Here is a 25,137-nt window from a genome sequence, read left to right as displayed (position 1 = left end):
ACTCCCGCGACTACGGCATGGCCGCCAAGGCCTTCAGCTCCGTCTGGAGCTCCTCGACCTCGTCGCGCGGGATGCCGCGCGCGGTGAACCACGAGCCCAGGTTCTCGACGTCCCTGGTGAGGAAGTCGAAGCCGAGCGGGTTCGCGTACAGGTCCACGACCTGCGGGAGGTCGAGCACGACGAGCCGCCCGTCGTGGACGACCGTGTTGTACGGCGAGAGGTCGCCGTGCGCGAAACCGAGCTCGGTCATGCGGCGCAGCGCCTCGCAGGCCTGGTCCCAGAGGCTCTCGAGCTCGACCTCGTCGGGCTTGGTCTCGGCCAGCCGGGGCGCGGCCGTGCGGCCGTCCCCGATGAACTCCATGAGGACCTCGCGGCCGAGGATCTGCACCGGGTACGGCACCGGCACGCCGGCGTTGTACATGGTCTTGAGCGCGTCGAACTCGGCGGCGGCCCACCGGCCGGCGGCCTGCTCGAGGCCGAAGGTGGTGCGCTTGGCCATGGCGCGGGCGTCACGCGAGCGCTTGGCGCCGCGCCCGGCCATGTAGTCCCCGGCCCGGTTGAACTGGGTGTGCTCGGCGCTGCGGTAGCGCTTCGACGCCATGATCACGGCCCGGTCGCTGCCGGGGAGGGCGCGTTCGATGAGGAAGACGTCGGCTTCCTTGCCGGTCTTGAGGACGCCGAGTTCGTAGTCGACGGCCCCGTGGTCGGTGATGACCCACGCCGGCCGGGGTTCCGGGCCGCGCTGCAGCGGCTCGGAGTCCCACCAGATCGACCACCGGTCACCGGCGGGCGGGCCGTCGTCCTGCGGCATCTCGTCGAAGACCGTGCGCATCTCCTCGAACCGGGCCTGGTCCTCGGCGGTGAACACCTCGTCGTCGTCGAACTTGCGGCGACCGCGCTTGGTGGATTGGAAAGAATCGGAAAAGTCTGACTTGCGTGCCAAGGTGGCGAGCTCCTGGATGAAGATCCGTCGCTCGCTGCGGAATCAGCGCGAGCCGACGGGAGGTGAACTGAGTTTCAAGGCATGAGCGCAGACAACGACAGCCATCAGTAACACCTCCAATCCTCAAGAGCCCCAAGGCGACACGCCTCGGGCAACAGATGCGAGTCTAACGGAGGCCCCGGAAACCGCGCAACAGGTTTTTTCGATGGCCTCCGCCACATCAATGACCTGCGGACTCGTAGCGGGCCAGGCCCGCCCGGGCGATCAGGGTGGTCACCGCGATGAGCGCGGCGGCCATGAGAGGCGGGAAGGCCAGCCACCACAGCGGCAGCTCGCCCGTCAGGACGCTGACAGGTACGAAGTTGACGAACGCGAACGGCACGACCCAGGTCAGGGCCGCACGAACCGCCTTCGGGTAGATCTGGAGCGGGAAGCGCGTGGCCTCCTCCTGCACCGTCGAACCGAGGAACGCGATCGGGACGCCGGGGCCCTTCATCCAGAACGCGACGCAGCACAGGCTCGTGAACACGGCGACCTGCACCACGACCGCGCAGGCGAACAGCAGCAGCGCCGCCGGGACCATCGCGGCGGCGACACCCGCACCGGACCAGCCGATGGCGAGCATCGTCGCGCTCACGATCAGTTTCGTGGCGGCCTGCATGCCGATCGCGCTCGCGCCGATCTGCATCATGACGGGCATGGGCCGGGTGATCCGGTAGTCGATGTCGCCGCTGACGATCCGGTTCCCGAGCGACCAGATCCCTTCCCAGCCGACCTCGGTCACGGCGTCGGCGAGGACCATGAAACCGGTGAGCATGAGCATCGCGTGGAACCCCCAGCCGCCGAGGCTCCGGATGCTCGCGAACAGCACGCCGATGAAGCCGACCTGCACCGCCAGATTCAGGACCCCGGTGACGGCCATCGTCCAGAAGTCAGCCGGGTACTCGGTGACGGCCCGGATCTGCGCCCCGATCTGGCGCAGGTAGCTGGAGGCGGTGTGGCGCAAGCCCACTCAGTGACCTGCGGACTCGTAGCGGGCGAGGCCCGTCCGGGCGACCAGGGTGGTCACCCCGATGAGCGCGGCGGCCATGAGGGGCGGGAAGACGAGCCACCACAGCGGCAGCTCGCCCGTCAGGATGCTCACCGGGATGAAGTTCACGAAGGCGAACGGCACGGCCCATGTCAGGATCCCGCGGACCGCGCGCGGATAGATCTGCAGCGGGAAGCGCGTGGCGTTCTCCTGGACCTGCGCGCCGAGGAACGCGAACGAGACCGCCGGTCCCTTCATCCAGAACGCGACGCAGCACAGGCTCGTGATCACCGTCAGCTGCACGACCACCGCGCAGGCGAACAGCAGCAGCGCCGCCGGGATCATCGCCGCGGCGACGCCCGCGCCGGACCAGCCGACGGCGATCATGATCGAGCCCGTGGTGACGTTCGCGGCGGCCTGCATGCCGATCGCGCTGGCGCCGACCTGGAGCATCACGGGCGCGGGCCGGGTGATCCGGTAGTCGATGTCGCCGGTGATGACCCGTTGCCCGATCGTCCAGATCCCGTCCCAGCCGACCTCGGTGACCGCGTCCGCCAGGACCATGAACCCCATGAGCATGAGCATCGCGTGGAAGCCCCAGCCGCCGAGGCTGGTCACGTTCGAGAACACCACGCCGATGAACCCGACCTGCACGGCCTGGAGGATCAGGCCGGTGACGGCCATGGTCCAGAAGTCCGCCGGGTACTCGGTGATCGCCCGGAACTGGGCCCAGATCAGACGGACGTATGTGGAAGCCGTGTGCCGCAGCCTAACCGCCATGCACGGTCACCACCTTCACCGCGCGGTTCCAGAGCACGCGCCCCAGCAGCCACAGCGCGACGCACCACGCCGCCTCCAGCGCCACGAGCCCGAGCGCCCCGGTCGTGTCGACGCGGCCGAGGTAGATGTTCGAGGGCGTCGTCGCGATGTGGACGAACGGCAGCCATCCGACGACCGTCTGCAGCGCCGCCGGCATGAGCGCCAACGGGACCATGAGTCCGGAGAAGAACGCCGTGATGGTCCGGCGCGACCACATGACGCCGTGGTAGCTGCGCGTCCAGAAGCAGAGCATGACCGAGAGGAACATCAGCCCGAACGCCAGCGGGACGATAAGCAGGACGCTCACGAGGGCCAGCGCGCCGGCGGTGGCGGACACCGGCGGCAGCGGGTCGAGGAACAGGATCGAGACCGCGAGCCCGACGCCGAGCGTCGGGAGGTTCCCGAGGATGCTGCCGGTGTACTCGGCCGCGCGGGCCCGCTGGAAGTCCACGGGCTTGAGCAGGTCGATCGCGACCATCCCGTCGAGGATCCGCTGCGCGGCAAGGCCTTCGGTGCCGCCGAAGGCGATCGCCGCGGTCACGAACGCCAGCACGTAGTAGGTGCGCATCGCGTCCCAGTCGTACCCGCCGACCTCCCCGCGCTCGGCGAGCACGGCGGCCCACAGCGCGAGCGAGGTCAGCAGCTCGGTCCCGCCGATGAGCGAGCCGACGAACCACTGGGTCTTATAGGCGGCGCGGCGTTTGAACGCGATCACAGTGAGTGCGACGTCCAAGTCGAACGCGCGCCGGATCGCCGTCGGGGTGAAGGTCAAGTCGACTCCGTGGGGTAGGCGGACGTCCGATCCTAAGTTCCCGCCCACCCCGCCACAACCGATTTCGACCGCGACGAGGCTTCGCCGGCCGTCTTCAGGCGGAGCAGTCGACGTGCGCGCAGGCGATCTGAGCGCGGGTCGCTGAGTCCGCCAGGCCCTTGTCGCCGGTCAGCAGCAGCGCATCGAATTCTTTCGCAAGCGCCGCATAGCAAGCGTCGTATGCTGAGAGGTTGTGAAACCACCGCACGGTCTCCAGCAGCAGTCTTGGACTCTCCATCGTGATCCGACGGATCGGTGCGGCGGCGAGCCTGGCGACTGCGGTCCGCAAGTCCCCCATGGTCAGGTGTCTACCGAGCATCCGACCCCGGAGCGCGGACAGCACCTCCGCGTCCAGGTGCGCCGGAGCGATCACATCAGTGTCGCGGTTCAGTTGCTCGGCGATCGCATCCGTCGACGAATGGCCGGTCAGCAGTGCGACCACAACGCTCGCGTCGACGACGATCACCCGGCATCCCCAAGATTCCGTCGCATCTGCTCGTCACGTTCGTCACGCGCTTCGCGAATCGCCTCGGCCACGTCGAACGACTGCCCGATCGGTTCCGCCGTCACTTCATCGAGCCAGGAGGCCATGCTGGGCCGTTTGACATCGCGGCGGATCAGGGTCTTGACGTAGGTCGACAGATCGACCCCGAGCTCGGCGGCGCGCTTCTTGGCGGCTTCGCGGAGCTCCTCCTCAACGTTTCTGACCTGGATGAACACCATGACTCCAGGTTAGCATGCGATGCGCATGCTCAAGGGTCAGTGGCCGGCGGAGTCGTAGGCCTTCAGGCCCGCGCGGTAGGCGAGGACGGCGAGGAAGGCGGTGGCGGCCGCGGCGACGGGCGGGGCGGCGAGCCACCAGGGGTCGAGTTTGCCGGTGATGATCTGGACGGGGATGAAGCTGGCGAAGGCGAGCGGGAGGCCGAAGGTGAAGACGAGGCGGACGGCCGCCGGGAAGATCGTGAGCGGGAAGCGCATCGCCTCGTTCTGGAGTTCGGCGAGCATGAAGGCGACGACCGGAGTGCGGCCCTTCATCCAGAAGTTCATGGCGTTCGCGACGGTGAGCAGGGAGGCCTGGATGACCGCCGCGCACAGGAGGAGGAAGAGCGCCAAGGGGATCGCGGCGGCGCTGATGCCCGCGCCGATCCAGCCGACGGTCATCATGAGCACGCCGATCGTGACGTCGCCGAAGACCTGCATGCCCACGTGTTTGGAGCCCACCTGGATCAGAACCGGTGCGGGCCTGGTGATCCGGTAGTCCATGTCGCCTTCGACGATGAGCTTGCCGGTGTCCCAGATGCCGTCCCAGAACAGCGCCGTGGACCCCCACGAGGTGGCGAGGAAGCCCGCGAGGATCAGCATCTCGTGGTAGCCCCAGCCGGCGACGGCGTTGACGTTGTCGAACAGGATGCTCAGGAACGCGAACAGCACGATCTGCCAGAACGTTCCCGAGATCGCCATGACCCAGAAGTCGGCCGGGTACTCCGCGATCGAGCGGAGGTAGGCGCCGATCGAGCGGCGGTAGACGCCCGCGGCGTGGCGGGCGGAGGCCGGGTCAACCGCCATGGATGGTCACCTTCTTGACGAGCTGCCGCCAGATGAGGCGGCCGATGATCCACAGCCCCGCGGCCCAGGCGGCCTCGGCCGCGATGAGGCCGAGGGCGCCCGCGGTGTCGACGCGGCCGAGGTAGATCGAGGCGGGCGTGGTGGTGAAGTGCACGAACGGCATCGCCCAGGCGATGCCCTGGAGCCAGACCGGCATGAGCGCGATCGGGACCATCAGCCCCGAGAAGAACGCGACCATGCTGTCCTTGGCCCACTGGATGCCGAGGAACCGCTGGGTCACGAAGCAGCACAGGGTCGCGAGGTAGCTGATGCCGAACGCGAGCGGGAAGATGAACAGCAGGCTGAAGGCGGTCAGCGCGGCCGCGAGCGGCGAGGCCGGCCCGGCGGGCCGGAACACCAGCACCGCGATGAGGGTGCCGAGGATCGCCGCCGGGACGGAGGCCGTCATGCCGCCGATGTACTCGGCGGCCCGCGCCCGCTGGAAGTCGACGGGCTTGGTCAGGTCGATCGAGACCAGGCCGTCGAGGATCCGGTTGGCCATGTCCCAGTCCGAGCCGGCCCAGGCGAGCGTCGAGGTGAGGAACCCGATGATCAGGTAGGCCTTCATCGAGTCCCAGTCGTAGCCGCCGATCTCGCCGTCGCCGATGAGGTGGTTCCACACGGCGAGGCCCGCCAGCATCGACCATCCTCCGAAGAGGACGGAGAAGAGCCAGGTGGTCTTGTAGGCGATCTTGCGCTTGAACGCGATCGTGGCGAGCGCCAGGTCGACGCTCGCCACGTCAGTGGCCCGCCGAGTCGTAGGCGCGCAGGCCGAGGCGGTAGACGCCCACGGCCAGCAGGACCGAGCCGATCACGGCCGCGGGGATGCCGGCGAGCCACCACGCGGACATGTGCCCGGTGATGACCGAGACCGGCACGAAGTTGACGAACGCCACCGGCACGAGGAACATCGCCACGATCCGCACGCCGCTCGGGAAGATCCCCAGCGGCATCTTCATCGCGTTGCCCTGCAACTCGATCAGCAGGAACGCGAAGATCGAGGCCTGGCCCTTGATCCAGAAGTTCACCGCGCACAGCGCCGTCACGAGCGCGCACTGGATGAGCGCGGCGCAGACGATCGCCAGGACGCCGATCGGCACGGCGGCGAAGCCGATCCCTGCGCCGATCCAGCCGTAGACGAACATCGCGGCCCCGAAGACCACCTCGCCGATGGACTGCATCCCGATGTGGGAGCTGCCGACCTGGATGATGACGGGCGCCGGCCGGGTGATCCGGTAGTCGATGTCGCCCTTGATGACCATCGTGCCGGTGCTCCACGCGCCGTCCCAGAACAGCGCGTTGCAGCCGCCCGCGACGCTGAGGAGCCCCGAGAGCATCAGCATCTCGTGGTAGTCCCATCCGGCCACGTTCGGCACGTTCGCGAACAGGACGGCCAGGAACGCGAACTGGAGGATGTTCCAGACCGCCCCGGCGGAGGCCATGACCCACAGGTCGGCCGGGTACTCGACGATCGCGCGGATCTGCGCGAACCAGGTGCGCCAGTAGATGGCGAACACGTGCCGCGCGGGCACCGCGCGTTTGAGCGTCATCGTGTCAGCCACCGTGGACCGTCACTCTCTTCACCGCGCTGCGGAAGACCAGCCAGCCGAGCACCCAGAGGCCGACGGCCCAGGCGGCTTCGGCGGCGAGGAGCCCCAGGGCGCCGGCGGTGTCGACGCGCCCCAGGTAGATCGCGGACGGCGTGGTCGTGAAATGGGGGAACGGCAGGGCCCAGGCGACGGCCTGGAGCCAGCCGGGCATGAACGCCAGCGGGATCATGAGCCCCGAGAAGAAGCTGAGCAGGGCCTCGCGCAGCCACATGATGCCGAGGTAGCGCTTCGTCCAGAAGCACACCAGGGTCGAGAGGTACGTCAGGCCGAACGCCAGCGGGAACATGAACGCGAAGCTCACGACCGTCAGCAGTCCGGCGAGCGGCGACACCGGCCCGGGCGGGTCGAACAGGAGCCAGGCGGCGACGACGCCCATCACCGCGGTCGGGAACGTCGAGAGCATCGACCCGATGTACTCGGCCGCGCGGGCGCGCTGGAAGTCGACGGGCTTGGTGAGGTCGACCGCGACGTGGCCGTCCAGGATCCGGTCGGCCATGGTCCAGTCGGCGGCGCCGAAGACCATGGTGGCGGCCACGAACCCGATGATCGTGTAGGCCCGCATCGAGTCCCAGTCGTAGCCCGAGAGCGTGCCCGAGCCGATGAGGTTCTGCCACATGACCATCGCGATGAGCATGGAGCCGCCGCCGATGGCGAGGCCGAAGAACCAGTGGGACTTGTACGCGAGTCTTCGTTTGAACGCGATGACCACGAGCGCGCGGTCGACCGCGATTGAATGGCTCATTGAGCGATTACTCCGGTCTGAGGAAGACGGGCCCCGCGAGCGGCGGGCGCAGCGACGGGTGCGGGCGGCTCACTTGGTGAGCTCTCCGGCGTACAGGCGGCGGATGACGTCCTCGATGGACGGTTCGGAGAGCGAGAGGTCGCGCGGGGAGAGCTGCGCGGTGAGCGAGCCCAGGACCTCGGCGGTCGTGAAGCGGCCCGACTCGTAGGTCACGGTGACCTCGGAGGGCGCCTCGCCGGCGGCCCACTCGTAGTCGGGGAACTTCTCGGCCAGCTCCGGCACGTCCGCGGCGCCCTCGAGGTAGAGGTTCACGGCCTTCGTGGTGATGTAGTGGGCCTTGAGCCGGTCGATCGAGCCGTCATAGGCGATGGCGCCCTTGTCGATCACGACGATCCGCTCGCAGACCTCCTCGATGTCCGCCAGGTCGTGGCTGGTGAGCAGCAGGGTGGTGCCGTCGTTGACGAGCTCGCGCAGGAACGCGCGCAGGCGGTCCTTCACCGAGATGTCCAGACCGATGGTCGGCTCGTCCAGGTAGACCATCTTCGGGTCGTGGATGAGCGCGCACGCGAGGTCGGCGCGCATGCGCTGGCCGAGGGAGAGCGTGCGGGCCAGCGCGGGCATGAACTCGCCGAGGTCGAGCAGCTCGTCGAATTTCTCGATGCGGCGCTTGTAGTCGGCGTCGGAGACGCCGTACATGTGCTTGAGGAGCTTCAGGGACTCCTCGACGGGCAGGTCCCACCAGAGCTGGGTGCGCTGGCCGAAGAGGACGCCGATGTCGTGGGCGTTGGCGATGCGCTCGGTGTGCGGGTCGCGGCCCATCACCCGAACGGTGCCTTCGGAGGGGCGCAGGATGCCGGTGAGGAGCTTGACGGTGGTGGACTTGCCCGCGCCGTTGGGCCCGACGTAGGCCACCGATTCGCCCGGTTCGATCGAGAGGTCGATGCCGTCCACTGCGGTGTAGTTCTTGTATTTGCGCTGCATCAGGTGTTTGACGGCGCCCTTGAACCCCGAGGCCTTGTCAGGCCTGCGGAAGGTCTTGGTGAGGGACTGGGCTTCGAGAATCGGCATGCTCCCACCGTATGAAGTTTCGGTGGGAGCGGGCCACTCGTTTTCCGCGCGTCAGGACGTGGGCTCGGCCGCTTTCGCGGTGTCCTCGCGCCGCCGCGGGCCTGGTATACCATTCCGGGCCTGCAGTTTCCTGCGGATCCGGCCTGGCAGCTCGGGCGCTCTGCGAATTAGGTCACGTGGGTCGATGCGTTCCAGGGGAAGGAAGCACGCCATCGCGACCATGTGCGGCAGGAAGCTGATCTCGACGGCGAGGAACACCGTGAGGTGGAAGAGGTAGAAGAACGCGACGATGCCGTACTTGAGGCGTTTGGCGGCCACGAACATCACGACGGGGCTGAGCAGTTCGAAGCCGACCATGCCCCATTGGGAGAGGCGCAGCAGCCAGGGGTAGTCGAGGAGCCAGGTCGAGTATTCGGTGCCGCGGCGGATGATCGCCCAGGTCATGGTCGCGGAGTTGACCCATTCCCAGCCGCCGTAGCGGATCTTGGCCCAGGCCGCGAAGAAGTACGTGCAGATCACGCCGATCTGGACGAGGTTGAAGCCCCAGCCGACGTGCTCGGAGAGGTTGCGGCGGTCGCCCCAGCGGGCCTTCGGCATGGTGGGCAGGAGGAACAGCAGGATGAGGAAGCCGAACTTGCCGTGGTCGACCTTCCCGTAGGACATCGCGATGATCATCCACTCGAAGTAGGCGGCCGCCACGATCCATCCGAACAGGCGCGGGGCCTTGTTGAACATCATGGGGATCGAGGCCGCGAGGAGGACGACGAGGGTGCCGACGACGATCGAGTGGTTCGGGACGGGGAAGACCGGGAGGATCCGGGCGATGAACAGCGGCTGGTAGAGCTCGCCGGGGACATGGCGGTGGCCGAGGATCCACGGCATGTACCACCACCAGTCGACCCAGATGAACGCTCCGGCGAGGAAGCGCATCGCGGCGACGCGGCCGAGCGCGACGGGCTGGAAGAACCAGCCGGTGGCCTTCTGCGCCAACGGAAGCGACGTCACGCGTCGGCTCCTTCGCGGGTGTAGGTCGCCTCGACGATCTCGGTGACCTCGCCGGTCTGGTGGCCGTCCTCGAGCCGGTAGCGGCGCTCGATGATCTCGACGGTGACGATCTCGGGCTTGTCGGGGTTGGTGTTCTCGTAGGCCTGGGCGATGTACTCCAGCAGCGTGGGGTCCTCGACGAAGCGGCTCTTCTGGCCTTCGAGCTCGGCGCGGCGGAAGCCGGTGGCGGCCTCGGTGAGGCTGAACCGCTCGCCCTCCTCGTTGACGGCCTCGACGCGGGTCGAGCCGGCCCAGCCGTCGAGCTCTTTGGAGAACGAGTACATCTTGAAGGGCGCGAAGGGGAAGAAGTCGTCCCCGCCCCAGAAGGTGGTGGCGGTGACGAGGGCGAGCACGACCATGCTGATCGTGATGCGCACGGCCCGCCCGGCGGGCCGCACCTTCGCGTACTGGGTATCCACGGCAAGAGTATGGCACGGGTGTGCCATAGGGGACTCCCCCGCGTCAGCCGGCGGCGGTGAGCTCGGGATCGGCCTCGTCGCGGTCGCGCGCTGGGGGTATGTCCTTGGGGCCCTTGAGTTTCGCGCGGGCGCGGCGGGCGAGGTCCTTGGGGTCGATCCGTTCGAGCGGCAGGAAGCAGGCCATGGCGAACAGGTGCGGGAGGAAGCTGATCGTGAGCGCTGCGAAGATCGCGACGTGGAAGGCGTAGAAGAACGCGATGATCGAGTACTGCAGGCGCTTCCACGGGTAGACGAAGAGCACGAGCGGGGTGAGCAGCTCGAACGCGACCATGCCCCACTGGGCGGCGTGGAGGAGCTCCGGGAAGTCGAGCAGCCAGTCGGAGAAGACGGTGCCGCGGCGGATGATCGCCCAGGTGAAGACCCCGGAGTTGGCCCAGTCGAAACCGCCGTAGCGGAACTTGGACCAGGTCGAGAGGAAGTACGTGCACACCACGGCGATCTGCACGAGGTTGAAGCCCCACCCGACCCGCTCGGAGAGGTGCTCGCGGTCGCCCCAGCGGGCCTCGGGCATCATGCAGAGCACGAGCAGGAGCGCCATGAAGCCGAAGCTCGCGTGGTCGACCTTGCCGTACGAGTTGTAGATGAGCATCCACTCGAAGTACGCGATGAAGAGGATCCACCCGAACAGTCGCGGGCGGTACCCGAACATGACCGGCAGCGCCGCCGCGAGCATGACGACGAGCGTGCCGGTGACGATCCAGTAGTTCGGGGCGGGGATCGGCAGCAGCCGGCCCACGAGGAGCGGCTGGTAGAGGTCTTCGGGGAGGAAGCGGTGCTGGATGATGAACGGCTTGTACGCCCACCATTCGATCCACACGAAGAGCCCGGCGAGGAAGCGCATGGCGGCGACCCGGCCGAGGGCCACGGGCGTGAAGAAGAAGCCGTTCACGTAGCGGGTCACGGCGCCTCGCTCCCTTCGGTCCAGGTCGCGGCGATCTCGAGCCGTTCGGCGCCGGTCCGCTCGCCGTCCTTGAGCTCGTAGTGCACGATGCGCACTTCGGCGCCTACGATCTCGGGGCTGTCGGGGTGGGCGTCCTCGTAGGCCTCGGCGACGAGCGCGAGCAGCCCGGGGTCCTCGCGGAAGCGGCTCAACTGGCCTTCGAGTTCGGCGCGGCGGAAGCCGGTGTCGTTGTCGCCCACGGAGAAGCTGCGGCCGGTCGCGTCGGTGAGGATCAGGCTGGTGCTGTTCGCCCACCCGTCCGGATCGTGCGCGTGCGAGTACATCTTGAAGGGCGAGAACGGGAAGAGGTCATCGGTGCCCCACAGCGAGGTCGCCCCGAGCGCGAGGACCATCGCGAGGGTCGCCCCGACCCGCGCGAGTTTCCCTCGGCGCGTCAGCGGTGGCTCGGCAGCGTCTTTCGGCACCGGGCGAGTATGCCACAGCCGGCTCGTTCGCCCTGCGACGGAACGTCAGCCGCCCGCGAGGCGGTCGCGTTCGGCCTGCGGCAGCGAGCACGCGGCGGTGCCGCCGGGGAGCTTGTGGCGGTTGTGGGAGACGAGTCGGTACACCGGCCAGGCGAGTTTCGAGACGAAGCCGAACGAGAGCGTCCAGCCGATGGGCCGCCAGTACCACTGGGCGCGGCGCAGGAGCACCGCGATCGCGTCCGGCCCGGCCTCCTGGAAGTTCGACTCGATCCACAGGACGGCCTCTTCGGCCTCGGCCTGGGTGACGCCGAGCGCGTCCAGGTCGGCCCACTGCCAGGGCACGACCTTCGCGGTGGTGCGGACGTGCTTCTCGAGGAACTGCGCGGACTTGGTGCAGAAGGCGCAGTCCCCGTCGTAGAGGAAGGTGTGGTCCATGCCGGTCTCGATTCAGCGTTCGCGCAAGGGGTGGGTCATGACGTTCTCCTCGACGGTACCGCCGCGTACAGCGCCTCGCGCATGGCCGTGACGGGGGCCTCGTCCACGCCGGTGAACTGGGTCCACTGCCGCACCGCCTGCGCGAGCAGGAGCGCGAGGCCGTCGAGGACCTGCGCGCCCTGCGCCTCGGCCTCGGCCGCGAGCGGGGTGGGCCAGGGGTCGTAGAGGATGTCGAACAGGACGGCGCCGGGCTTCCACTTCGGGTGCAGCCCGTCCGTGACGCCCTTGGGGACGGTGGCGATCACGAGGTCGGCGTCGCCCACGCGCACCGCCTCCTCCCAGCTCCGGGCCTCGAGCCGCAGCCCGAGCGCGGAGGCGACCGGTTCGAGTTCGGCGATGGCCTCGCGGCGGCGGGCGTAGACCTGGACCGTGCTCGCACCGAGGGCCTGGGCCGCGGCGAGCGCGCCGCGGGCCGAACCGCCCGCGCCGAGCACGGCCACCTCCTCGGCCGAGGTCAGGCCGACCTCGGCGAGCGCGTCCACGATCCCGGGCGCGTCCGTGTTGTCCGCGAGGCGGCGGCCGCCGCGCAGCACGAGCGTGTTGGCGGCGCCGATCGCCTCGGCCACGGGCGTCGCCTCGTCCGCGACGGTGAGGGCGATCTCCTTGAGCGGCATGGTGAGCGAGAGCCCGGCCCAGGTCTCGTCGAGCGAGTCGACGAAGCGGGCGAGCGCGGGCTCGTCGCACTCGTGGCGCGTGTACGTCCAGTCGCGCAGGCCGGCCGCGACGTACCCGGCGTTGTGGATGACCGGCGAGAGGGAGTGCTCGATGGGCTTCCCGAGGACCGCGGCCCGCATCACTGGATGCCGTTCTCTTCGGCGGTCTTCGTGTTCTCCTGGTGCTCTTCGTAGGTCTCGGCGAACAGGGCGCTGCCGTCGTCGAAGGCGGTCACGAAGAACAGGTAGTCGTTCGGCTCAGGGCTCGCGGCGGACTCGAGCGCGGCGGCGCCGGGGTTGGAGATGGCGCTCGGCAGGTAGCCGGCGTGCTCGGGCGCGCTGGGCGACCAAGGGTTGTCCGGGTCGCGCATGACCGCGCCCCAGTCGATGTCCTCGCCGGAGGTGACGGCGTCGTCGCCGTTGATCAGGCGGCCGTAGTTCCAGATCGCCTCGGACTCGAAGCAGTTGCAGTTGGTCTGCTCGTGCGAGTACGGGTTGAGGTACATCTTGTTGTACATGACCTGGGCGATCTTCGGGTCGTCGGTGGCGATGCCCGACTCGGACTGGACGATCGAGGCGATCTGGAGGGCCATCCACGGGTAGATCTTGAACTCGCCGTTCGTGGGCGGGTAGAAGGTCTGGTTCTCCATGGCGCTCGGGTCGTAGTCGGGGTCGGGGTCGGGGATGTCGGCGAGCTTGTCGAGGAAGCCGATCTCCTCGATGGTCTCGTTGAAGCGCTTGACCATCTCGGTGAGCATCTGCTCGGCCGTCATGGTCTCGTCGAACTCGTATGCGGACGGGAAGAGGAAGCCCTCGACGGACTTGACCTGGCGGTCGCTGAAGCCCTCGAACCAGATCGGGTCGACGCCGAGCGCCTCGGGGTCCTGGGCGGCGGCCTCGAAGTCGGCGACCGGGACGCCCGTGTACTCGGAGAGGATCTCGTAGATCTCGAAGCTGCGCTTGCCTTCCGGGACGACGACGTGGTCGAGCGTGAGGTTGCCCGGGTCGATCATGAACGCCAGCGCGGAGGCCGCGGACATCTCCTCTTCCATGGCATAGGAGCCGGGCTGGATGGTGGTGCCGGAGTCGCCGTCGTCCTCGGAGGCGTTGAGGAACGCCTTGGCGGAGGCCACGACGCCCTCCTCCTCGAGGTGGTCCGCGATGTCGGAGACGAGCCAGCCGCTCTCGACGGTGACGACGACCTGGTTGCCGTTGCCGTCGCCGGTGAAGTCCTCGGCGATGAAGTAGTCCTTGACGATGTTGTTGTACGCCCACCAGCCGCCGATGCCGATCACGGCGAACAGGGCCACGACGACGGTCATGGCGATCAGGGACTTGCCGGAGTCCTTGCGGCGGTGGCTCCGGGGAGCGTCCGCTCGCTCATCCTCGGTCCGAAAATCCCCGAGCATTCTGTTCTCTACCTCCGCCGCTGGTCCAACCATTGCTGGAGGATCTCCACCGCAGCCGCCTGATCGACGATGGAGCGCTTCCGGCTGCCGCGCACGCCGCCCTCGTTGAGTCTGCGGGTGGCGACGGCGGTGGTCATGCGCTCGTCGGTCAGGGTCACCGGAACGGGTGAGACGTGGTCGGTGAGCCGTTCCACCCAGGCTCGGGTGTGGGCGGCCGCCGGCCCCTCCTCACCCGAAAGAGTAACGGGTAGGCCGACGACGATTTCGACAACCTCGTACTCCGCGGCCGTTTCGGCGATTTCACGGATATCGCTAGGTATGTCCTCACCAGCGGTTTTGAGGTCGCGACGAACCGTCGCGACTGGAGTGGCGAGGATGCCGTCGGGGTCGCACACGGCGACGCCGACGCGCGCCTTGCCGAGGTCGATGCCGAGACGGCGGCCCCGCGTCCATTGCTGGGACGCGGGGCCGGACGTCGTGTCTTCCACTGCGCTCAGGAGACCTAGGCCGTGATCGCGCCGGTGACGGCCGCGAGCAGCTGCGCGGCCTGGTCGGCGGGGACGCCGCCGCCCTGGGCGACCTCGTCGTTGCCGCCGCCCTTGCCGGACAGCGCGGCCTTCACGAGCGCCTGCGCCGAGACGTGCTGCGCCTGGGCGGCCTTGTTGGCCGCGACGACGATGCTGGCCTTGCCGCCGGCGGTCGCGACGACCGCGGCGACGCCGGGCTGGTCCTCGGGCAGGTGCCCGCGGATCTGCATCGCGAGGTTGCGCACGTCGCCGCCCTTGGTGCCCTCGGGCGCCTGCACGGCCGCGACCTTGACGGCCCCGACCTGCTTCGCGTTCGCGGCGAACTCGGCGGCGCGGCCGGAGACGGCCTTCGCCTGGAGGTTCGCGAGCTCCCGCTCGGCGTCCTTGGTGCGTTGCAGGATCGCGCGGACGCGCTCGAGCACGTCGCCGCGCTGGGCGCCGATCTCCTCGGCGATCTGCGTGACGAGGTCGCGCTCGCGGGCGAGGTACTTGTACGCCTCCATGCCCGTGGCGGCCTCGACGCGGCGCTGGCCGGAGCCGACCGAGGACTCGCCGGTGAGGACGAGCGGGCCGATCTGGGCCGAGTGCGACACGTGCGTGCCGCCGCAGAGCTCGCGCGACCAGGGGCCGCCGATCTCGACGACGCGCACGGTCTCGTCGTAGGTCTCGCCGAACAGGGCGACCGCGCCGAAGTCCTTGGCCTCCGGGAGGGTCATGTACTGGACGGCGACCGGCAGGTCGTCGCGGATCGCGCGGTTGGAGACCTCTTCGATCTCGCTGCGCGTCTCGTCCGAGAGCTTCGCGCGCCACGAGAAGTCGAGGCGCAGGTAGCCGGGGCGGTTGAACGAGCCGGACTGGAGCGCGGTCGGGCCGAGCACCTCGCGCAGGGCCGCGTGGACCACGTGCGTGCCCGAGTGCGCCTGGCGGGCGCCGAGGCGCCACTCCGGGTCGACCGTGGCCTCGACCTTGTCGTCGAGCACGAGCTCGCCTTCGAGGACGCGGACCTTGTGCACCACGAGCTTCTTGACCGGGCGCTGCACGTCGAGGACCTCGGCGAACAGGCTCGGTCCGACGATCTTGCCGGCGTCGGCGTGCTGGCCGCCGGACTCGGCGTAGAACGGGGTCCGATCGAGCACGACCTCGACGATGTCGCCGGCCTTCGCGAGCGGCACGGACCGGCCGTCCTTGAGGACGCCGATCACGCGGGACTCGGTCTCGAGGGTCTCGTAGGCCTTCCAGTCCGTGGGGCCCTGCTCCTGGAGGAGCTGCCAGTACGCGGAGAGGTCGGCGTGGCCGGTCTTGCGGGCCGCCGCGTCCGCCTTCGCGCGCTGCCGCTGCTCGGTCATGAGCGTGCGGAAGCCCTCCTGGTCGACCGAGAGGCCCTGCTCCTCGGCCATCTCCAGGGTCAGGTCGATCGGGAAGCCGTACGTGTCGTGCAGCTCGAACGCCTTGGTGCCGGAGAGGGTCTTGCCGCCCTCGGCCTTGGTCTCGGTGACGGCGGTGTCGAGGATCGTCGTGCCGTGCTTGAGGGTCTTGAGGAAGGCCTCTTCCTCGCCGTACGCGTACGAGGAGATCCGCTCGAAGTCGGTGCGGAGCTCGGGGTACGCGGTGGACATGCGCTCCATGGCGACCGGCAGCAGCTCGGGCATGGCGGGCTTGTCGTAGCCGAGGAGGCGCACGGCGCGGATCGCGCGGCGCATGAGGCGGCGCAGCACGTAGCCGCGGCCCTCGTTGGAGGGCACGACGCCGTCGCCGATGAGCATCAGCGAGGAGCGCACGTGGTCGCCGATGACGCGGAAGCGGATGTCGTCCGGGTGGGACTCGGAGGCGGTGTGCGAGGTCGAGACGCCGTAGCGCTTGCCCGTCAGCTCCGAGGCCTTGTCGATGATCGGCCGGACCTGGTCGGTCTCGTACATGTTGTCGACGCCCTGGAGGAGCGCCGCCATGCGCTCCATGCCCATGCCGGTGTCGATGTTCTTCTTCGGCAGGTCGCCGGTGACCTTGTAGCCCTCCTTGGCGGGGCCGTCGCCGCGGATGTTCTGCATGAACACGAGGTTCCAGAACTCGAGGTAGCGGTCCTCGTCGACCTCGGGGCCGCCCTCGGGCCCGTAGTCGGGGCCGCGGTCGTAGTACAGCTCCGAGCAGGGGCCGCACGGTCCGGGGATGCCCATGGACCACATGTTGTCGGCCTGGCCGCGGCGCACGATGCGGTCGAGCGGCAGCCCGACCTGCTTGTGCCAGATGTCGATCGCCTCGTCGTCGTCGAGGTAGACCGTGGCCCAGATGCGGTCGCCGTCGAGACCGAGGCCGCCGGACTCGACCGAGCCGGTGGTGAGGTCCCAGGCGAAGCGGATCGCCTGCTCCTTGAAGTAGTCCCCGAAGGAGAAGTTGCCGTTCATCTGGAAGAACGTGCCGTGGCGGGAGGTCTTGCCGACCTCGTCGATGTCGGGCGTGCGGATGCACTTCTGCACCGACGTGGCGCGGTTCCACTCCGGGGTCGCCTGGCCCAGGAAGTAAGGCACGAACGGGACCATGCCCGCAGGCACGAACAGCAGGTTCGGGTCCTCGAAGGCGGGCAGCGGTGCGCTGGGGACCACCGTATGGCCGTTGGACTCGAAGAACTTCAGAAACCGGCGTTGGATTTCAGCGGTCTCCATGGGGGGCACCTCCTTCAAGGGTCTAGTACAGGCGGCCGGGCGCGGCCGGGTCGTGCTCGTCGTCGTCCTCGTTCAGCAGCGGCTGGATGTCCTCGCCGCGCTCGATGGCGTCGAAGAGCTCTGCCTCTTTGGCCTGCTTGGCCTCGGAAACGTCCGCCCAGAACGCTTTGAACGATTCCTTCATTTCAGCACCGGCGCCGCTCACACGCTCGGCGACCCCGCCGGGAGTGACCGACTCCGCCGCCTTCGTGATCTTGCGGACCGCGATCACGCCGACCGCGATGCCGATGCCTACCCAGATCATCCGTTTCAACACGGGAACTCCTCAACTGATTAATCGCGAGGGCGGGTCATTCGCCGGACTTGCGGCGGGCCTTCGCCGACCGCTTCGCCTGGCGCTTGGACTGCCGCGAGGCCTCGACCATGCGGCGCACCTGCTGCTCGTCGACGTCCTGGTTGCGCTTCTTCACGGCGGTGCGCAGGCCGAAGCCGAACGCGGCGGCCTTCACCAGCGGCGAGCCGACGGCCGAGACGACCAGGCTCGTGATGTTCGCGACGTTCGACGAGATGTGCGCGGCGTTCCCGGTGATGGTCCCGACCTTCTCCAGCTCGCCCTCGACCTGCGTGAGGGAGCCGTTGACGTTGTCGAGGGCGGTGTTGACGTTCCGCAGGATCGGGCCGATCTCGTGGTCGACCTTGTCCAGCGTCTTGTTGACGCGGTTGAGGGTCGCGGTGGCCTTGTTGATGAGGCGGAAGGCGAGCATCACGCACAGGAGGAAGAAGCCGAGCCCCGCGAGCAGGACCCCCAGCTCCCAGACGCTCCCGGTCCATCCTGCCGCCACGGTGTCCTCAGGCACGGTCTCCCCCTGTCGCGATACCGCCGGTGTCCGTCACCGGCGATGAAGTGTGTGTCTCGGCCGCCCTCGGCGGCGCTTGCGAGCTGTACGTCCGCCCTGCGGGACCCGATCGCGCGGCCAGCGGCCCACCAATGCGGAAGGCGACGCGGCGCAGACGAATCGGGGCTCTCGCGCAAGAGCAACGCGGTGTCGACCTTACCCTGAGCGATCGGACATCCGGCGCAACGGGGCGCGTCGGTCCACAGTCCAGTCGCGCGGGTCGTGAAGGCGAGTCCTCAGCGCGAATCCGCTGTGGCCCTTTCCTCCGCGAGCCGCGGCAGGGCCGCCTGCGCGGCGACCACGGCCGTCACCTCGGAGCCGACGCAGAGTTCATAGCGGTCCCCGCAGTCGACCGGGACGACCCACAGTTCGAGGTACAGCTCGTCGCGCACATAGCAGCCCTCCTCGCCGAGGCCGCCCACGCACTGCTCGGCGTCCGCCGGAATCCAGCCCGCGTTGAGGACCGCCTGCCAGTACTCGTTCGCCGTGTCGTCCACTGTGCCTTCGGAAGTCCACGTGCGCATCCGCACCCGGCACTCCCCCACGCACCAGCGGCTGCCGTACGTCTCGTCGTGCACGCTCGCTGCGGCCCAGCCCGGCACGGTCAACTCGTCGACGGCCCGGCGCGTCGGATCCACCGAGATCGCGCGGCCCAGCCAGAGGACGGCGGCGACCAGGAGCACCGCGAGGACGGCGATCACCGCGACGGTCATGCGCAGCCGCTCGATGCGCGCGCCGGAGCGCTCCAGGTCCGCGGCGATGCGGTTCGCCAGGCGCTCGCTGCGGCGCGGCGTCTCAGTCGCCATCGGCGGCCCTGCGCACGATCCGCCGCAGCTTCTCCAGCCGCTCGCCGATCTCGGCCTCGCGGCCGTGCCGGGTCGGCCGGTAGTAGTCGCGCCCGGCCACCACGTCGGGCGCGTACCGCTGCGGGACCACGCCGCGCGGGTCCGCATGCGGGTAGACGTACGCCTTGCCGTGGCCGAGCTGGGCAGAGCCCCGATAGTGCGCGTCGCGCAGGTCCGGCGGGACGGGGCCGATCTTCCCTTGGCGCACATCGCGGATCGCCTCGTCGATCGCGGTGATGACCGCGTTCGACTTCGGCGCGGTGGCGAGGTGCGCGACGGCCTGTGCGAGGTTGATGCGGGCCTCGGGCAGGCCGATCCGCTCCACGGCAGTGGACGCGGCGGTCGCGGCCAGGAGCGCGGTCGGGTCGGCCATGCCGACGTCTTCGGAGGCGAAGATGACGAGGCGTCGCGCGATGAACCGCGGGTCCTCCCCCGCCACGATCATTCGCGCCAGGTAGTGCATCGCGGCGTCCACATCGGATCCGCGGAGGCTCTTGATGAACGCGCTGGCGACGTCGTAGTGGCCGTCCCCGTCGCGGTCGTAGCGGACCGCGGCGGTGTCGATGGCGGCTTCCACGACGGCGACGGTGATCTCGGGTCCGCCTTCCCCCTCGGCGACGCTTGCGGAGCCGTGGATCGGCAGCGTCAAAGCGGCGGCCTCCAAGGCGGTCAAGGCCTTCCGCGCGTCCCCGGCGGCGGTGCGGACGAGGTGGTCGCGGGCCTCCTTCTCCAGCGTCACCGCGTTGTTCAGGCCGCGCTCGTCCTCGACGGCGCGGTCGACGAGCTCGCCGATGTCGGTGGCGTCGAGCTCCCGGAGGGTCAGGAGCACGCAGCGGCTCACGAGCGGCGCGACCACGGAGAAGTACGGGTTCTCGGTGGTGGCGGCCAGGAGCGTGATGGTGCGGTCCTCGACCGCGCCGAGCAGGGAGTCCTGCTGGGTCTTGGTGAAGCGGTGCACCTCGTCGATGAAGAGGATCGTCTGCGGGCCGCCGGTGCGGCGGATGCGGCGGGCCTCGTCGATCGCGGCGCGCACGTCCTTCACACCCGAGTTGAGCGCGGACATCGCGCGGAAGCGCCGGTCGCCGGACTGCGCCACGAGGTGCGCGATGGTGGTCTTGCCGGAGCCGGGCGGGCCCCACAGGATCACCGACAGCGGCTGGCGGCCCTCGACGACCTGGCGCAGCGGCGAACCGGGCCCGAGGAGGTGGTCCTGGCCCACGAGCTCGTCGAGCACACGCGGGCGCATCCGCACCGCCAGCGGCTCGTCGCCCGTGGCCGAGCCGGTGCCCAGAATGCCGCTGTGGTTGGCGGTGGAGCCCTGCGGCTCGGGCGGGCCGCTGGGACCGGCGCTGCCGAACAAATCTGGAACGTCCATATCCCCGTCAGCCTAAGTCATGAGCGTGAGCGTTCCGCAGATCAGCGCCCGAACCGGGAGGTTCGGCACCAACCGCGCACAAGCGGAAGGCCGCCGCACCGGTTTCGGTGCGGCGGCCTTTCCCGTTGCGGGAGTTACATGCCGGCGCCCATGCCGGACAGGAACTCGTCGAAGTCGTGCAGGTTGGTCGACTCGGGGGCCTTGATGTCGTAGGAGCCGCCGATCTCGACGATCTCGCTGGTCATCTCCATGGCCATGCCTTCGACCTCGGGCATCGTCATGGTCATCGACTTGAGCAGGCCGTCGCCGTCGAGGGTCACGGTGACCTCGGTGCCCTCGATCATGCCGGTCGCCTCGGAGCCAGCGTCGGAGCCCATGCCGAGGCCGGAGCCGGCCAGCGCGGAGAGCGCCTCGGAGTCGGCGTTGAGCGTGCCGGTGTAGACGCCGTCGCCGGTCTCCTCGACGTCGGTGAGCTCGGTCAGGACGAGTTCGGTCTGCTCGGCGAGGTCCATGCCGCCGTACTCGGAGAAGGCCTGAGCCATCGCGTCGTCGGAGGCGAGGTCCATGGTGAACCAGGCGTCCTCGCCGTAGGCCTCGGCCATGCTGTCGTACATGCCGCCGGAGAGCTGCATGTACATGACCTTGTCGACGACGATGGTCTCGGTGTGCATGTCGCCGAACATGTCGCCCATGAGCTCCTGGTCCTCGGCGGTGAGCTCCTCGCCGGAGGCCTCGAGCATGGCGCTCATGAAGATGTCCGCGCCGGCCTGGGAGTTGTCGCCGTCGTACATGCCGGTCATGGCCATGAACTCGGTGCCGTCGACGGTCATCGACGACTCCATCTTGTACGACTCGGCGTTCAGGTTCTCGACGGAGGCGAGGATGGCGTCCTGGGGGCTGAGCGCGGCGGCGGCGCCCTCTTCGTCGCCGCCCGTGCTCGCGGCGGGCTTCTCGTCGGAGCCGCAGGCGGACAGGCCGAGTGCGATGGCGGGAACGGCGAACGCGCCGATCAGGCGGGTGGCGGTACGGGAAGACATTCGGGTGCTCCTGGGTGTCGGGGGGATCTGAATTCCGTTTCCGAGCATAAGGGACGGCCTCCACACCGAAGGTGCAGAGGCCGTCTCATGAGCGGGGGCACCAAAGCCGTTGCCGCTCAAGGGCGGCACCCTGGCGGGTGCGTTACCAGGCCTTTTGGATTCGTTCGTACTCGTCGGCAGTGATCGGAAGCACGGTGCCGTGGCGCGGGCTCGACGGCAGGTCGTAGTCGGCCACCGGGGTCCACTCTCCGGAGGCGAGGTCGGTGGTCTCGAACGGGACGTAGCCGCGGCCGCCGAACTCGTCGATGAAGAGGTACCACTTGTCTTCGGTGTTGGACTTGAAGACGAGCGGGCCCTCGCCGGCGCTGATGGCGCCGGAGCCGATGCAGTCGGCGAGGAACTGCCATTCGGCATCGGCCGCAAGGGATGTGGCGGTCTCGGCGAGGATGAACTTGCCGCACGGGGTGGAGGCGGAGTTCGAGCGCTCGTCCTTGGTGAAGCGGTAGTAGACGCCGTCGGACTCGATCATGGTGGAGTCGATCGTGGAGTAGCCCTGGTCGACCCATACCTGCGCTTCGGAGAAGTGCACGAAGTCGCGGGTCGTCGCGTACATCATGCGGTGGTAGAAGCCCTCGGAGTGGTCGTCGGTGGTGAACAGCGGCGAGGCCCAGTAGACGACGTAGGCGTTCTGCTCGGGGTCCCAGTAGGCCTCGGGGGCCCAGGTGGCGCCGGCGTTCTCGGGCGAGACCTCGACGAGGCGGCCCTCGGACCAGTTCACGAGGTCGTCGCTCTGCCACACCATGATCGAGAGGCTGCCGTGGCGCTGGGCCCGGTTCCAGTCGCCGTTGCCGTTGATCTTGAGGTCGGTGGCGATGAGGTAGAACCGGTCGCCTTCGGGCGAGCGGATGAGGAACGGGTCGCGCACGCCCTGCTCGCCCTGGTCGGAGGTGAGGATCGGCTTGGCGTCGTTCACTTCGGTGAAGGAGAGCGGGTCGTCGCCGTTGCTGAGCGCGCCGTAGACCTGCTCGCCGGTGGGGGTGCCCTCGCCGGTGAAGTAGGTGAAGAAGTAGCCGGTGTAGTCGGCCGGGGCGGGGAGCGGCGGCACGGTCGCGATGAAGGTGAGCTTCTGCTTCTCGCCGCCGCGCTGGACGGTGGCCTTGAGCTTGACGGTGTAGGTCTCGCCGCCGGGCGCGTCGCGGTGCACGATGCCGTCGTTGGCGATGACCTCGCGGTTGTCGGACTTCCAGGTGATCGTGGAGCCGTTGGCGCCCTGGGTGGGCAGGTTGATCGCCGAGCGCACGTCGTCCAGGTCGGGGATCGAGACTGCGGCGGCGTCGAGGGCGACCGCTTCCTTGTCGTCGTACTCGGCGAGGACGGTGGCGGTGAAGTCGCGTTGTTCTTGCACGGAACCGAGGATAACGGTTGCCGTGAGGGTGACCGTCGCGTCGGCGGCGTCCATGGCCGGGCGGGTGACCGTGCCGTCAGTGCCGATGACCTCGGGATCGCTTGAGGCCCAGGTGATCTGGGAGCCGTTCGCTCCCCGGGACGGGAGGTCGAGATCGGCGGTGACGGCGCTCGTGTCGCCGAGGTCGAGCGCGGCGGCGTCCTCGGCGGCCTTCTCGGCGCTGATGTGCGCGGCCTGCTCGCCGATCTCGGCGCCGCTGAGCGCGCCGTCGTAGATGCGGAAGTCGGCGAAGCGGCCGTTGAAGTAGCGGTCGCCGCTGTAGAGGGAGCGGCCGAGGTAGTTGGCGGTGGTCGTGCCGGCGCCGATGTCGCCGGGCGTGATGGTCACGGCCTCGTTGCGGGCCACTTCCTGGCCGTTCAGGTAGAGGACGGCCGTGCCGCCTTCGAGGGTGTAGGCGAGGTGGTTCCAGGTGCCGCGCGCGAGGTTCTGGCCGGACGAGGCGTTCTGCTCGCAGGTCCAGTGGCAGGTGGAGATCGAGGTCCGGTAGCCGTTGCCGGTGGTGAAGAGGTAGCCGTTGCCCCAGTCGCCACTGGAGTTGCCGAGGCCGTAGATGAAGTACGGGCCGGCCTGCTCGGGCTCGATGTAGACCTCGGCGGTCACGGTGATCGCGTCGAGTCCGGCCAGCAGGTCGTCGGGCAGGTCGACGTAGTCGTCGACGCCGTCGAGTTCGAGTCCGTCGCCCGCACTCGGCGACGCTTGCGAGCCGTCATTGAGCCAGGTGCCGCCGATGAGGGTGCCGTCGTGGCCGTGGCCGGAGGCGTCGGCCACGACGGTGCCGCTCGTCTCGTCGAACTGGTACCAGAGGAGCGGGCCGTCGGCCGGGGCGGCGACCGCCGCGGAGGCCGGAATCGTCACCGCCGCAATGGCAGTGAGCGCGCCGATGAATCGTCGAGACGTCATTGTCCAACCAATCTTCGAACGATCGACCAGGTGGGGACCTGAGTGATCGGTAACCAACAGGGCTGCGGCCAGCTTATTCCAACCATCGACATAAGTGAACATGCGAAAGTCACGATTCTCGATCGATTTCGTCGAATGCGGCCGCCTGGACATCCCGCCCCAAGCGCGCTTACGATGGCAATTAGATCGATATACCTCTATATCAGCTTTTCTTCGCTTTCTTACCCGGCACCAAGAGAGACAAGGAGCAGCCATGCGACGCAGACTGCCCGCCATCGGCGCGGCGCTCGCGGTCCTGGCCCTGGTCGTCGGCACGGCGACCGCCGCGGCCGAAGCGGCCCCCGAGCCCCGGCAGGACCCGACGTTCGACTTCAACACCGGCGACACGGTCGCCACCGGGCTCACGATCCCGTGGGGCCTCGGGTTCCTCCCCGACGGCTCCGGGATCGTGGCCGAACGCAACTCCGGCGATGTACTGCGGATCGGCACGGACGCCGACCCCGTCGTCCTCGGCACCCTCGACGTCGTCGGCGGCACGAGCCAGCTCGACGAGCGCGGGCTGCTCGGCCTGGCGATCTCGCCGACGTTCACGACCGACGGCTGGGTCTACGCGTACGTCTCGACCGCGGAGGACAACCGGGTCGTGCGGTTCACGCTCGACCGCTTCGAACCCGAGCCGATCGTCACCGGGATCCCCTCGGCGCTCAACCACAACGGCGGGCGGCTCTCCTTCGGGCCGGACGGCAAGCTCTACATCACGACCGGGGACGCGAACGACACCGCGAACGCCCAGGATCTCGACAGCCTCGGCGGGAAGATCCTGCGCGCCAACGCGGACGGGTCGGTGCCCGAGGACAACCCGATCCCGGAGTCCCTTGTGTACACGTGGGGCAACCGCAACGTGCAGGGCCTCTCGTGGGACGCCGACGGCGGCCTCTACTTCTCCGAGCTCGGCCAGAACACCTGGGACGAGCTGAACTACGCCGCGCCCGGCGCGAACTACGGCTGGCCGCAGGTCGAGGGATCCGGCGGCGAACCCGAGTTCGTCGACCCGCTCGTCACCTGGTCGACCGCCGAGGCCTCCCCTTCGGGCTCGGAGGTCGTGGGCGACACGATCTACGTCGCGGCCCTGCGCGGCCAGCGCCTCTGGACCGTCCCGGTCGCGGGAGGCGAAGCGGGCGAGCCGGTCGCGGTCCTGGAGGGCGTGCTCGGCCGCATCCGCACGGTCGAACTGGGCCCGGACGGCTGGCTGTGGGTGGCCACGTCGAACGGCGGCGGGCAGGACAAGGTCGTGCGGTACCGGCCGATCGGCGGCTAGGAACGTGAAAGCGGCCCGCGGCTGATGCCGCGGGCCGTTCCAGC

27 protein-coding genes are annotated in these 25,137 nt (G+C 68.9%); 1 reads left to right on the top strand and 26 read right to left on the bottom strand.

The window, feature by feature from the left end; translation table 11 throughout:
- Positions 1–10: 10 nt before the first annotated feature.
- The 26 genes from O2L01_RS10340 to O2L01_RS10215 form a co-directional block, all read right to left on the bottom strand.
- Positions 11–943, bottom strand: coding sequence for a serine protein kinase RIO (locus O2L01_RS10340; RefSeq protein ID WP_270121844.1), 933 nt, complete (start codon positions 941–943; stop codon positions 11–13).
- Between the two features lie 220 nt (positions 944–1,163).
- Entirely contained in the window at positions 1,164–1,955 is a 792-nt protein-coding gene (locus O2L01_RS10335) for an ABC transporter permease (protein ID WP_270121843.1), read from the bottom strand.
- Positions 1,956–2,753, bottom strand: a complete 798-nt coding sequence (locus tag O2L01_RS10330) for an ABC transporter permease (protein WP_270121842.1) — start codon at positions 2,751–2,753, stop codon at positions 1,956–1,958.
- Entirely contained in the window at positions 2,743–3,564 is an 822-nt protein-coding gene (locus O2L01_RS10325; RefSeq protein ID WP_270121841.1) for an ABC transporter permease, read from the bottom strand. Before O2L01_RS10325 ends, O2L01_RS10330 begins: the two co-directional genes overlap by 11 nt.
- Before the next feature lie 94 nt (positions 3,565–3,658).
- Positions 3,659–4,069, bottom strand: coding sequence for a type II toxin-antitoxin system VapC family toxin (locus O2L01_RS10320; RefSeq protein ID WP_270121840.1), 411 nt, complete (start codon positions 4,067–4,069; stop codon positions 3,659–3,661).
- Complete coding sequence (locus O2L01_RS10315; RefSeq protein WP_270121839.1) at positions 4,066–4,326, bottom strand: hypothetical protein; 261 nt, start codon at positions 4,324–4,326, stop codon at positions 4,066–4,068. The genes O2L01_RS10320 and O2L01_RS10315 overlap by 4 nt, the downstream gene beginning before the upstream one ends.
- Before the next feature lie 36 nt (positions 4,327–4,362).
- Positions 4,363–5,169, bottom strand: a complete 807-nt coding sequence (locus tag O2L01_RS10310; RefSeq protein WP_270121838.1) for an ABC transporter permease — start codon at positions 5,167–5,169, stop codon at positions 4,363–4,365.
- Positions 5,159–5,947: an ABC transporter permease gene (locus tag O2L01_RS10305; RefSeq protein ID WP_270121837.1), complete on the bottom strand. Its 789-nt coding sequence runs from the start codon at positions 5,945–5,947 to the stop codon at positions 5,159–5,161. The genes O2L01_RS10310 and O2L01_RS10305 overlap by 11 nt, the downstream gene beginning before the upstream one ends.
- Before the next feature lies 1 nt (position 5,948).
- A complete protein-coding gene (locus tag O2L01_RS10300; protein WP_270121836.1) occupies positions 5,949–6,770 on the bottom strand; it encodes an ABC transporter permease in 822 nt (273 codons plus the stop codon).
- Positions 6,763–7,560: an ABC transporter permease gene (locus O2L01_RS10295; RefSeq protein WP_270121835.1), complete on the bottom strand. Its 798-nt coding sequence runs from the start codon at positions 7,558–7,560 to the stop codon at positions 6,763–6,765. Before O2L01_RS10295 ends, O2L01_RS10300 begins: the two co-directional genes overlap by 8 nt.
- 69 nt (positions 7,561–7,629) lie before the next feature.
- Positions 7,630–8,628: an ABC transporter ATP-binding protein gene (locus tag O2L01_RS10290; RefSeq protein ID WP_270121834.1), complete on the bottom strand. Its 999-nt coding sequence runs from the start codon at positions 8,626–8,628 to the stop codon at positions 7,630–7,632.
- Between the two features lie 51 nt (positions 8,629–8,679).
- Positions 8,680–9,633 carry a hypothetical protein gene (locus O2L01_RS10285; RefSeq protein WP_270121833.1) on the bottom strand — a complete coding sequence of 318 codons (954 nt, stop codon included), beginning with the start codon at positions 9,631–9,633 and terminating at the stop codon, positions 8,680–8,682.
- Entirely contained in the window at positions 9,630–10,091 is a 462-nt protein-coding gene (locus tag O2L01_RS10280; protein WP_270121832.1) for a hypothetical protein, read from the bottom strand. Before O2L01_RS10280 ends, O2L01_RS10285 begins: the two co-directional genes overlap by 4 nt.
- 43 nt (positions 10,092–10,134) lie before the next feature.
- The gene (locus O2L01_RS10275) at positions 10,135–11,052 is read right to left on the bottom strand and encodes a hypothetical protein (RefSeq protein WP_270121831.1); all 918 of its coding nucleotides are present in this window, start codon (positions 11,050–11,052) and stop codon (positions 10,135–10,137) included.
- Positions 11,049–11,516 (bottom strand): hypothetical protein, encoded by a 468-nt coding sequence (locus tag O2L01_RS10270; RefSeq protein ID WP_270121830.1) that lies wholly within the window; start codon positions 11,514–11,516, stop codon positions 11,049–11,051. Before O2L01_RS10270 ends, O2L01_RS10275 begins: the two co-directional genes overlap by 4 nt.
- Positions 11,517–11,561: 45 nt before the next feature.
- Positions 11,562–11,951: a thiol-disulfide oxidoreductase DCC family protein gene (locus O2L01_RS10265; RefSeq protein WP_270121829.1), complete on the bottom strand. Its 390-nt coding sequence runs from the start codon at positions 11,949–11,951 to the stop codon at positions 11,562–11,564.
- 35 nt (positions 11,952–11,986) lie between these two features.
- Positions 11,987–12,805, bottom strand: coding sequence for a shikimate dehydrogenase (locus O2L01_RS10260; protein ID WP_270121827.1), 819 nt, complete (start codon positions 12,803–12,805; stop codon positions 11,987–11,989).
- A complete protein-coding gene (locus O2L01_RS10255; RefSeq protein ID WP_270121826.1) occupies positions 12,805–13,986 on the bottom strand; it encodes an endolytic transglycosylase MltG in 1,182 nt (393 codons plus the stop codon). The genes O2L01_RS10260 and O2L01_RS10255 overlap by 1 nt, the downstream gene beginning before the upstream one ends.
- Before the next feature lie 95 nt (positions 13,987–14,081).
- On the bottom strand, positions 14,082–14,561 hold the full coding sequence (gene ruvX / locus O2L01_RS10250; protein WP_270121825.1) for a Holliday junction resolvase RuvX: 480 nt from the start codon (positions 14,559–14,561) through the stop codon (positions 14,082–14,084).
- Between the two features lie 14 nt (positions 14,562–14,575).
- Positions 14,576–17,257 (bottom strand): alanine--tRNA ligase, encoded by a 2,682-nt coding sequence (gene alaS / locus O2L01_RS10245; RefSeq protein WP_270121824.1) that lies wholly within the window; start codon positions 17,255–17,257, stop codon positions 14,576–14,578.
- A gap of 22 nt (positions 17,258–17,279) precedes the next feature.
- A complete protein-coding gene (locus O2L01_RS10240; RefSeq protein WP_270121823.1) occupies positions 17,280–17,573 on the bottom strand; it encodes a hypothetical protein in 294 nt (97 codons plus the stop codon).
- A 34-nt stretch (positions 17,574–17,607) separates the two neighbouring features.
- Positions 17,608–18,114, bottom strand: coding sequence for a DUF948 domain-containing protein (locus tag O2L01_RS10235; RefSeq protein ID WP_270121822.1), 507 nt, complete (start codon positions 18,112–18,114; stop codon positions 17,608–17,610).
- Between the two features lie 275 nt (positions 18,115–18,389).
- On the bottom strand, positions 18,390–18,959 hold the full coding sequence (locus O2L01_RS10230; RefSeq protein WP_270121821.1) for a hypothetical protein: 570 nt from the start codon (positions 18,957–18,959) through the stop codon (positions 18,390–18,392).
- Positions 18,949–20,373, bottom strand: a complete 1,425-nt coding sequence (locus O2L01_RS10225; protein WP_270121820.1) for a replication-associated recombination protein A — start codon at positions 20,371–20,373, stop codon at positions 18,949–18,951. The genes O2L01_RS10230 and O2L01_RS10225 overlap by 11 nt, the downstream gene beginning before the upstream one ends.
- Positions 20,374–20,507: 134 nt before the next feature.
- Positions 20,508–21,410, bottom strand: coding sequence for a hypothetical protein (locus tag O2L01_RS10220; RefSeq protein WP_270121819.1), 903 nt, complete (start codon positions 21,408–21,410; stop codon positions 20,508–20,510).
- 142 nt (positions 21,411–21,552) lie between these two features.
- A complete protein-coding gene (locus tag O2L01_RS10215; RefSeq protein WP_270121818.1) occupies positions 21,553–23,775 on the bottom strand; it encodes an immunoglobulin-like domain-containing protein in 2,223 nt (740 codons plus the stop codon).
- Positions 23,776–24,028: 253 nt separating this feature from the next.
- Between O2L01_RS10215 and O2L01_RS10210 the strand changes: the two genes are divergently transcribed.
- A complete protein-coding gene (locus tag O2L01_RS10210; protein WP_270121817.1) occupies positions 24,029–25,093 on the top strand; it encodes a PQQ-dependent sugar dehydrogenase in 1,065 nt (354 codons plus the stop codon).
- Positions 25,094–25,137: the final 44 nt, after the last annotated feature.

This window comes from Glycomyces lechevalierae, assembly GCF_027622945.1.
In the GTDB taxonomy this organism is placed as follows: domain Bacteria; phylum Actinomycetota; class Actinomycetes; order Mycobacteriales; family Micromonosporaceae; genus Glycomyces; species Glycomyces rutgersensis.
Note: the sequence above shows the minus strand (reverse complement) of the source record. Positions and strands in the feature narration are given on the sequence as shown.

Coding starts and splice junctions, on each gene's coding strand:
- O2L01_RS10310 (WP_270121838.1), bottom strand. CDS start 5,169: ATGGCGGTTGACCCGGCCTCCGCCCGCCACGCCGCGGGCGTCTACCGC.
- O2L01_RS10295 (WP_270121835.1), bottom strand. CDS start 7,560: ATGAGCCATTCAATCGCGGTCGACCGCGCGCTCGTGGTCATCGCGTTC.
- O2L01_RS10260 (WP_270121827.1), bottom strand. CDS start 12,805: ATGCGGGCCGCGGTCCTCGGGAAGCCCATCGAGCACTCCCTCTCGCCG.
- O2L01_RS10210 (WP_270121817.1), top strand. CDS start 24,029: ATGCGACGCAGACTGCCCGCCATCGGCGCGGCGCTCGCGGTCCTGGCC.
- O2L01_RS10265 (WP_270121829.1), bottom strand. CDS start 11,951: ATGGACCACACCTTCCTCTACGACGGGGACTGCGCCTTCTGCACCAAG.
- alaS (WP_270121824.1), bottom strand. CDS start 17,257: ATGGAGACCGCTGAAATCCAACGCCGGTTTCTGAAGTTCTTCGAGTCC.
- O2L01_RS10220 (WP_270121819.1), bottom strand. CDS start 21,410: ATGTCTTCCCGTACCGCCACCCGCCTGATCGGCGCGTTCGCCGTTCCC.
- O2L01_RS10255 (WP_270121826.1), bottom strand. CDS start 13,986: ATGACCGTCGTCGTGGCCCTGTTCGCCGTGATCGGCATCGGCGGCTGG.
- O2L01_RS10330 (WP_270121842.1), bottom strand. CDS start 2,753: ATGGCGGTTAGGCTGCGGCACACGGCTTCCACATACGTCCGTCTGATC.
- O2L01_RS10215 (WP_270121818.1), bottom strand. CDS start 23,775: ATGACGTCTCGACGATTCATCGGCGCGCTCACTGCCATTGCGGCGGTG.
- O2L01_RS10230 (WP_270121821.1), bottom strand. CDS start 18,959: ATGGCGACTGAGACGCCGCGCCGCAGCGAGCGCCTGGCGAACCGCATC.
- O2L01_RS10225 (WP_270121820.1), bottom strand. CDS start 20,373: ATGGACGTTCCAGATTTGTTCGGCAGCGCCGGTCCCAGCGGCCCGCCC.
- O2L01_RS10290 (WP_270121834.1), bottom strand. CDS start 8,628: ATGCCGATTCTCGAAGCCCAGTCCCTCACCAAGACCTTCCGCAGGCCT.
- O2L01_RS10315 (WP_270121839.1), bottom strand. CDS start 4,326: ATGGTGTTCATCCAGGTCAGAAACGTTGAGGAGGAGCTCCGCGAAGCC.